Genomic DNA, 7,704 nt, shown 5'->3' on the forward strand with positions numbered 1-7,704 from the left:
GCGCTTGACGGTGCACGACGCCCAGGGCCGCCTGCTGCGCGAGCTCGAGACGGGCTGGCACGAGGCGGGCGAGCACCGCATCGCCTGGGACGGCCGCGACGGCGAGGGCCGCGCATTGCCGAGCGGGGTCTACCTGGCGCGGCTGGCGGCGGCGGGAACGGTCAGCGGGCAACGGCTCGTGCTGCTCCGGTAGGGTCGCGCCGCGGCTCGCCGGGCGGCGGCATTCGGGCATTGTCTGCGCGCGTCGCTCCGGCTAGGATGGGCCTGCGAGACCGCATCGCCGGCTGCGCCGGCGCGAGCCGAGGAGGAGGAGCATGACCAAGCGGCCACTGCTCCGCTACACCGCGACGCGCGTCGAGAGCAGCAAGGCCGGCGTCTACACCCTGAGCGGGCGCCTGACCGGCGATCGCGAGAGCTACGAGCTGCTCGAGGCGATCGGCGCGGCGGTCGAGGACGGCGTGCGGCACGTCGTGCTGGACCTCGAGGCGCTGGAGTTCAGCAACAGCAGCGGCCTGGGCATCATCGCCTCGATCTACAACCTCGTGCACCCGCACGCGGGCCGGCTCGTCGTCGTCGGCGCCGGCGACATGATCCGCAAGTCGATGGAGATCATCCGCCTCTGGGAGCTGGTCGGCCACGCCCGCTCGGTGGAGGACGCGCTCCTCCAGCTGCCCGAGGTCTAGCCGCCTCTCGGCGCGCCGCGCGCCGCGCCCGCTCCAGGCCGTCTTCTCCTTCTCGCCGCGCATCCGCGCCCCGTGGGCATAGAAGTTGTGGGCATCGTAGGAGCGCGGATCCAGCGCGAGCGCACGCTCGAACTCCGCCACCGCCTCATCGGAGCGCTCGAACAGGCTCAGCGCCATGCCGTGGGCGACGTGAGCCTGGGCGTCGACCGTGGCGACGCTGCGAACGGCCCGCCGCTCGCGCGGGCTGAGCGAGACTTGCAGCGCCTGCACCACGCTCTCGGCGATCTCGTCCTGCACGGCGAAGATGTCGCTCAGCTCGCGGTCGAAGCGCTCGGACCAGAGCACGAAGCCCTCGGCGACGTCGGTGAGCTCGGTCGTGATGCGCACGCGCTGGCCCGCCTTGCGCACGCTGCCCTGCGCTTCCGCCGCGGCGATGGCGGCGGCGACAGCCTCGGCGATCTCGAGGAAGCGCGAGAAGGGCAAGCCCTCGGGCGGCAACAGCTCGGCGAGGGTGCGCGCCTCGCGCGCGAAACGGTCCAGGCGCGCCGTGTCGGCCGTCAGGCGCTCCGTGAGGATCTTCGGTGCGACGGCGCGCTCGAGCTGCGTGTCGAAGGCCTTCCAGACCACCCCATCCCGCCCTCGCCCACTTTCTCGATCAGGCGGTAGTGCGAGAGCTGGTCCCGCGCTGCTGGTTCATCCCCTGCCTCCCCGGCGCCGTCGCTCTCCGCTGCCGGCGGCGCCCAGAGCATGGCCCCGCCGCGCCCGCTTGCCCACCCCCAGTTTGCGGTCGCCCGCTCGGCCCCCCGGCCTAGGCGAAGTAGCTGCGCCAGAGGACCCGCGCGAGCGTCGCGGCCACGACGGCGAGGAAGAAGAGCCGCACGAAGCGCACGCCGCGCGCAATCACGAGGCGCGAGCCCAGGCTCGCGCCCAGCACCTCGCCCGCGCCCATCGCCAGGCCCGGCAGCAGCAGCACCTTGCCGCCGAGCGCAAAGACCGCCAGCGAGACGATGTTGCTCGTGAAGTTCATCACCTTCGTGTGCGCGGTGGCCCGGCGCAGGTCCAGGCCGAGCAGCGCGACGAAGGCCAGCGCCCAGAAGGAGCCCGTGCCGGGGCCGATGAAGCCGTCGTAGAAGCCGATGCCCAGGCCGCAGAGCGCGTAGAAGGCGAGCCGGGGCAGGCGCGGCCGCGCGGCGCCCTCCCCCACGCGCGGTGAGACGAGCAGGTAGATGAAGACGGCGACGAGGACCAGGGGCAGCGCGCGCTCGAGCAGATCGGGCGCGAGGCGCTGGATGGCCGCCGTGCCGAGAGCGGCGCCCACCGCCGTGAAGGCGATGCCGGGCAAGGTGTGTCGCAGGCGGACCAAACCGCTCGAGCGGTAGCTCAGCGTGGCCGTCAGGCTGCCGAAGCTCGACTGGAGCTTGTTCGTGCCGAGGGCGAGCGGGGCCGGGAGGCCGGCGGCGAGCAGCGCGGGAATCGTGATGATGCCCCCGCCGCCGGCGATGGAGTCGACGAAGCCGGCGAGGAAGCCCGCGGCGACGAGGAAGGCGTAGGTGGCGGCGGAGAGTGCTTCCATGCTCGCGGCGCGGATGAGGGTGGCGGGCGCGCCCGCGGCAGTGTAGCCGTTTCGGCCCGCGATGCCAGGACTTCTTGCCGCGCGCCGGGCTTGCCTGCGGCGTTCGGGCCCGCCGCCGTGCTATGCTGATGGCGGACCGCACCGGGAGGTCGCCACATGCACGCACGGGTCTGGGCGCCGGGGCGCCCTGCGTTCACGCTGCGCGCCACCGGGGCGCTGCTCGCCCTGGTCGCGCTCGCCGCTCTCGCCCACGCACCGCTCGCCCTCACCTATGTCGACAGCTCGCCCGTGGGCGCCAGCTTCCCCGAGTGGGAAGGCGGCGACACGGAGCTGGCCTTCGCGGACCTGAACGGCGACGGCCACGCGGACGTGGTGACGATCGGCGATCACAGCTCGCCCTACATCGGCACGGGCCTGCACGGCGTGATCGCCTATCTCGGCGACGGCGCCGGCGGCTGGACGCTCCGGATGACCGGCAACTTCGGCTACGGCGGCATCGCCGTGGGCGACGCGAACGGCGACGGCTTCATGGACGTCGGCTACGGCATGCACCACGACTACTCGAGCACCGACCTGGGCGACCAGCTGATCGAGGTGGCCCTCGGCGATGGCACGGCGGCAAGCTGGACGCCCTGGGACGACGGCCTCGCCACGAACGGCGAGAGCTGGGGCATGTTCGCCACCGACTTCGCCGACTTCGACCTGGACGGGCGCCTGGACCTGGCGTCGAACTCCTTCGGCTGCTGCAACGGCGTGCACGTCTACCTGAACGGCGGCGACGGCAGCTGGGCGCAGAGCTGGGCGAGCGCGGGCGGCAACTCGCGGTCCCTGCTCGTGGCGGGCGACGTCAATGGCGACGGCGCGCCGGACATCGCGGCCAGCCAGCAGAGCGGCACGATCTGGCTGGGCGACGGCGCCGGCGGCTTCACCGCGGCGAACGCGGGTCTGCCGCCGGCGGGCAACATCGGCCTGCGCGGGATCGCGCTCGGCGACGTCGACGGCGACGGCTGCGCGGATCTCGCCTGCGTGCAGAGCGGCGGCCCGCGGGTCTATCTGTGGCGCGGCGACCACTGGGAGTCCGCGAGCACGGGCCTGCCGGCGAGCGGCAGCTACTCCCACACGCAGCTCTGGGACTTCGACCTGGACGGCTTCGTCGACCTCGCGGCGCTCGCCAACGGCACCGGCACGCTCTGGCGCGGTGACGGCGCGGGCGGCTGGAGCGCGGGCGGCGGCTTCGCGGCGCCCATCGCGGTCGATACCCAGGCCTTCACGACCGGCGGCGACGTGGACCACAACGGTCACCCGGACTTCGCCTTCGTGCAGGAGCAGGGCAGCTGGCCGAACTACCAGAACCACTTCTACGTGTACCGCGAGAGCAGCACGCCCACGGCGCGGCGCGTGGTCTGGCAGTACCCGCGCGGCAGCGAGACCTGGGTGGTCGGCAGCGCGCAGACCCTGCGCTGGTCGGCGGCCTGGCTCGGCCCCGCGCCCGCGAGCGTCGCTTTGGAGCTGTCGACGAGCGGGCCGGGCGGCCCCTGGCAGCCGCTGGCCGCGAGCCTCGCCGACGGCGGCCACTGGCAGTGGACCGTGAGCGGCGAAGCGACCAGCCGGGCCCACCTGCGCGCGACGCTGACGCAGGACGGCGAGAGCGTATCGGCCGTCAGCCGCGCGTTCCGCATCCTGCCCGGCGGGGCCACCGCCGCGCCGGCGGCGCCGCCCGCGGGCCTCGCGCTGCGCGTGCTCGAGAACCCGGCGCTGGGCCAGGCGCGCTTCGCGATCACGGGTCTCCCCACGGGCGCGCAGGCGCGGCTCGCCATCTTCGGCGTCGACGGCCGGCGGCTGATCTCGCTGCCGGCGGCGAGCGCCGTGCGCTGGGATCTGCGGGACGCCGCGGGGCGGCGCGTGCCGGCGGGGGTCTACCTCGCGCGGGTCGAGGGCGCCGGGCAGGCGGCGGCGAGGGCGTCGGTGCTCGTGCTGCGTTAGGGCACAACCGTCAGCGAAAGCGGAGCGCAAACACGAAAGGCCCGCCGATCGGCAGGCCCTCCAACGAGCTCACTTCTTGGGTACGCCAGCAGGGACTCGAACCCCGAACCACCTGATTAAGAGTCAGATGCTCTACCTGTTGAGCTACTGGCGCGAAACTCGTGCAGGGTAGTGCGCCCGAGTCCGACTGTCAAGCCCGCACGGCGCTTGGGGTTGCGCACGCTCGCGCGCGCGGCGCCGGGCCGCCGCAGGGGCGACCCGCCCCCGGGGGCGGGCCATCGCCGAACGCTGCAACAGGGTCTAGAACGGCAGGTCGTCCTCGTCGTCGCTGTAGGCGCCGCCGGCGTCGTCGGCAGCTCCACCCGCCGCCGCACCCGCGGCGTTCGCGCGCTCCTTGCCCCGGCTCTGCGGCCGATCCTGGTCGTAGTCCTCGGCGCCGCCCTCCTGCGAGCCGCCCCAGTCGCCACCGCCGCCCTCGCCCGCGCGACCGAGCATGACCATCTGGTTCACGCGCACCTCGGTCATGTAGCGCTTCTGGCCGCTCTCCTTGTCCTCCCAGTCGCGCGTCTGCAGGCTGCCCTCGACGTAGAGCTGCTTGCCCTTCTTGCAGAAGCGCGCGAGCGTCTCGGCCGTCTTGCCGAAGAAGACCAGCCGATGCCACTCGGTGTGATCGCCCCAGTTGCCGTCGCGGTCCTTGCGCCGCTCCGTGGTGGCCAGCGTGGCGTTCGCGATCGCCGTCCCGCTCTGCGCGTAGCGCAGCTCGGGATCGCGGCCGAGATGCCCCACCAGGATGACCTTGTTGACGCCTGCCATGCCCTCTCCTTTCGGCCCACGCAGGGCCCGAGTCCCCTACCTCGAGCAGGGGCGGTGCCGCCGCGGCGCTCTCCCGAGCCGCCCGCGCCGCAAGCACTTGCCGCGGGGCGCCGGGAGCCGGCCGTCCTGACCGACCACGGCAGTTGACGAAAACGGGGCCCAGCGCAACCGCCGGCCCCGCCGAGGGGTGGAAGACGGGGATCGAACCCGCGGCCACTGGAACCACAATCCAGTGCTCTGCCAACTGAGCTACTTCCACCACGAGCGCTTCGCGGGAACGAAGCGCCTCAAGCTAGCGCCGCCGCCAGTGCCTGTCAAGTCGGCCCGGGCGCGCCGCCGGCGCCGGCACGGGGAGAGGCGACCCCGGGGGGACTCGAACCCACAACGTCCGGCTTAGAAGGCCGGTGCTCTATCCGATTGAGCTACGGGGTCTACTCGGGGCGGCCGGATTCGAACCGGCGACCACCGGCACCCAAAGCCGATGCGCTACCGGACTGCGCTACGCCCCGTGCCGGCCAGGATAGGCAAGGCTCGCAGGGCTGTCAACGCGGGAGCCGGTCGCGCCGCGCAGGCATGCCGCCGAAGCCTCTGGGCGAGTCGAGAAAAAAGCCCCGCCAGGCGGGGCTTGTGAAGATCGATCGGCCGGCGCGCGCCGGCCGACCGCGAATGCTGCGGGACCTACCAGCGACCGCCGCCGCCGGACTTGCGCTTGTCCTCGGCGTCGTTGACGCGCAGGGCGCGACCGTCCATCTCGTAGCCGTCCAGGTGCTCCTTGGCAGCCGTCGTGTCCTCCATCTCGACGAAGCCGAAGCCGCGCGGGCGGCCGGTCTCGCGATCGTTGATCAGGCTGACGGAGACGATGGTGCCATGCTTCCCGAAGAGCGTGCGCAGCTCCTGCTCGGTCGCGGTGAAGGGCAGGTTGCCCACGTAGAGTTTCTTGGCCATTGAAGGCTCCTTCATATCGCCCACGGATGGAATGACACTGGCAGGCCGGCCGCGAACGCTTCGCGGACACGGGCCTCTCCGATTCTCATGACCGAACGGTTCGATGGACGTCGCGCGGTGGGCGCTCAGGCAGGCATCGAGGGACGGAATTCGAGTCGACGCGGGCGATACGACGAATCGAAACAGAATGAGAAGTCACCATTGGGGCGCAATATAGTCAAGGCGCCACCCAGGCGCATCAGGCAATCTCAGCGCGGCAGCCGGCGCCCCAGATCGGCCAGCGCCCGATAGCGGTGGCTCAGCGCATTCTTCTCGGCCTGGGGGAGCGCGGCCAGCGTGCAACTGCTTTCGGGCAACCAGAATACGGGATCGTAGCCGAAACCGCCGCCGCCCGCCGGCGCCTCGGCAATGCGCCCCTCGACGATCCCCTCGCCGAGCAGCGGCTCGCCCCGCGGATCGACCACCAGCGCCATCACGCAGCGGAAGCGCGCCGTCCGCTGCGCCGCCGGCACGCCGCGGAGGGCAGCCAGCAGCTTGGCCACGTTCTTCGCCGCATCCTGCTCGGGCCCCGCGTAGCGGGCCGCGTGGTGGCCGGGCGCGCCGCCCAGGGCGTCCACTTCGAGCCCCGTGTCGTCGGCCAGCGCGGGCAGCCCGAGCGCGAGCGCCACCGTGCGCGCCTTCTTGATCGCGTTCGCTGCCAGGGTGTCGCCGTCCTCCACGACGTCGGGCAGCGGCACGCCCGGCGTGACCAGCGTGAGCGGCAGGCCCAGCGCCTGGATGATCGCCGCGATCTCCTCCCGCTTGTGCGGGTTGCCGCTGGCGAGGACGACCCTCACAGGCCCAGCGCCTTGCGCTGCAGCGCCGTGAACTCCGCGCAGCCCTTGGCGCCGAGCGCGAGCAGCTGATCGAGCTCCTCGCGGCTGAAGGTGCCGCCCTCGGCCGTCCCCTGCACCTCGACGAAGCGCCCGCGCTCCTCGATGACCAGGTTCATGTCCACCTCGGCCTGGTGGTCCTCGTGGTAGTCCAGGTCGAGCACGGGATGGCCGTCCACGATGCCGACGCTCACCGCGCTCACCAGGCGGCGCATCGGGTGCTCGGCCAGGCGCAGGCGCTCGCAGGCGCGCCAGAGCGCCACCGCGGCGCCCGTGATCGCCGCCGTGCGCGTGCCGCCGTCGGCGTCGATCACGTCGCAGTCCAGGGTCAGCGTGCGCTCGCCGAGCGCCTCCAGCCGCGTCACCGCGCGCAGGCTGCGGCCGATCAGGCGCTGGATCTCCTGGCTGCGCCCGCTGGCGCCGTCGCGCTCGCGGCGCACGCGCTCGGCGCCCGCGCCGGGCAGCATCGCGTACTCGGCCGTCACCCAGCCGCCGCTGCCGGGCCGGATCCAGGGCGGCAGGCGCTCCTCCGCGCTGACCGCGCAGAGCACGCGCGTCCTGCCGAGACTGACCAGCACCGAGGCCAGCGCCGCGCGCTGGAAGTCCAGCTCGAAGCCGAGCGGCCGGTGGCGGTCGTGCATGCGCATGTCGTGGCGGGTGACGGCCATGGCTCCTCCCTAGGCGCCGAAGTCCACGAGCTCGATCGCCTCGATGCGGCGACCGAGGAAGAGCTCCCCCACCTGGCGAAAGCGCAGGGGCAGGTCCGAGACGAAGCAGGCGAGGCTGCCCGGGCCGTTCGTGGGCGCGAGCAGGCCGCGCTCCGCGAGCAGCGCCC

General features: G+C 73.0%; 9 protein-coding genes and 4 tRNA genes. 4 read left to right on the plus strand and 9 right to left on the minus strand.

The window, feature by feature from the left end:
- From FJ251_11645 to FJ251_11655, 3 genes are all read left to right on the plus strand, one after another.
- The coding region (locus FJ251_11645) for a hypothetical protein (GenBank protein MBM4118369.1) at positions 1-193 on the plus strand (193 nt) is incomplete at its 5' end.
- 121 nt (positions 194-314) lie between these two features.
- Positions 315-683 carry an STAS domain-containing protein gene (locus FJ251_11650; GenBank protein ID MBM4118370.1) on the plus strand — a complete coding sequence of 123 codons (369 nt, stop codon included), beginning with the start codon at positions 315-317 and terminating at the stop codon, positions 681-683.
- Positions 684-770: 87 nt separating this feature from the next.
- A complete protein-coding gene (locus FJ251_11655) occupies positions 771-1,349 on the plus strand; it encodes a hypothetical protein (GenBank protein ID MBM4118371.1) in 579 nt (192 codons plus the stop codon).
- 142 nt (positions 1,350-1,491) lie between these two features.
- On the opposite strand, the gene FJ251_11660 is transcribed toward FJ251_11655, so the two are convergent.
- Positions 1,492-2,256 (minus strand): hypothetical protein, encoded by a 765-nt coding sequence (locus FJ251_11660; GenBank protein MBM4118372.1) that lies wholly within the window; start codon positions 2,254-2,256, stop codon positions 1,492-1,494.
- Between the two features lie 156 nt (positions 2,257-2,412).
- Between FJ251_11660 and FJ251_11665 the strand changes: the two genes are divergently transcribed.
- Positions 2,413-4,239 (plus strand): hypothetical protein, encoded by a 1,827-nt coding sequence (locus FJ251_11665; protein ID MBM4118373.1) that lies wholly within the window; start codon positions 2,413-2,415, stop codon positions 4,237-4,239.
- 78 nt (positions 4,240-4,317) lie between these two features.
- Here FJ251_11665 and FJ251_11670 read toward each other — a convergent pair.
- The 8 genes from FJ251_11670 to FJ251_11705 form a co-directional block, all read right to left on the minus strand.
- A tRNA-Lys gene (locus FJ251_11670) sits at positions 4,318-4,393 on the minus strand.
- 146 nt (positions 4,394-4,539) lie between these two features.
- Complete coding sequence (locus FJ251_11675; protein MBM4118374.1) at positions 4,540-5,052, minus strand: single-stranded DNA-binding protein; 513 nt, start codon at positions 5,050-5,052, stop codon at positions 4,540-4,542.
- Between the two features lie 183 nt (positions 5,053-5,235).
- Positions 5,236-5,311, minus strand: a tRNA-His gene (locus tag FJ251_11680).
- Between the two features lie 96 nt (positions 5,312-5,407).
- Positions 5,408-5,484: transfer RNA gene (locus FJ251_11685), tRNA-Arg, on the minus strand.
- A gap of 3 nt (positions 5,485-5,487) precedes the next feature.
- Positions 5,488-5,561, minus strand: a tRNA-Pro gene (locus FJ251_11690).
- Between the two features lie 169 nt (positions 5,562-5,730).
- Positions 5,731-5,997, minus strand: coding sequence for an RNA-binding protein (locus FJ251_11695; GenBank protein MBM4118375.1), 267 nt, complete (start codon positions 5,995-5,997; stop codon positions 5,731-5,733).
- A 248-nt stretch (positions 5,998-6,245) separates the two neighbouring features.
- Positions 6,246-6,833 carry an RdgB/HAM1 family non-canonical purine NTP pyrophosphatase gene (gene rdgB / locus FJ251_11700; GenBank protein MBM4118376.1) on the minus strand — a complete coding sequence of 196 codons (588 nt, stop codon included), beginning with the start codon at positions 6,831-6,833 and terminating at the stop codon, positions 6,246-6,248.
- A complete protein-coding gene (locus FJ251_11705; GenBank protein MBM4118377.1) occupies positions 6,830-7,537 on the minus strand; it encodes a ribonuclease PH in 708 nt (235 codons plus the stop codon). The genes rdgB and FJ251_11705 overlap by 4 nt, the downstream gene beginning before the upstream one ends.
- Positions 7,538-7,704 lie beyond the last annotated feature (167 nt).

The organism is bacterium (assembly GCA_016873475.1).
GTDB lineage: Bacteria > Krumholzibacteriota > Krumholzibacteriia > JACNKJ01 > JACNKJ01 > VGXI01.

What these genes read in the sequence shown, in the direction of transcription:
- FJ251_11675 (MBM4118374.1), bottom strand. Translation starts at nt 5,052, where the DNA reads ATGGCAGGCGTCAACAAGGTCATCCTGGTGGGGCATCTCGGCCGCGAT.
- FJ251_11695 (MBM4118375.1), bottom strand. Translation starts at nt 5,997, where the DNA reads ATGGCCAAGAAACTCTACGTGGGCAACCTGCCCTTCACCGCGACCGAG.
- FJ251_11660 (MBM4118372.1), bottom strand. Translation starts at nt 2,256, where the DNA reads ATGGAAGCACTCTCCGCCGCCACCTACGCCTTCCTCGTCGCCGCGGGC.
- FJ251_11665 (MBM4118373.1), top strand. Translation starts at nt 2,413, where the DNA reads ATGCACGCACGGGTCTGGGCGCCGGGGCGCCCTGCGTTCACGCTGCGC.
- FJ251_11650 (MBM4118370.1), top strand. Translation starts at nt 315, where the DNA reads ATGACCAAGCGGCCACTGCTCCGCTACACCGCGACGCGCGTCGAGAGC.
- FJ251_11705 (MBM4118377.1), bottom strand. Translation starts at nt 7,537, where the DNA reads ATGGCCGTCACCCGCCACGACATGCGCATGCACGACCGCCACCGGCCG.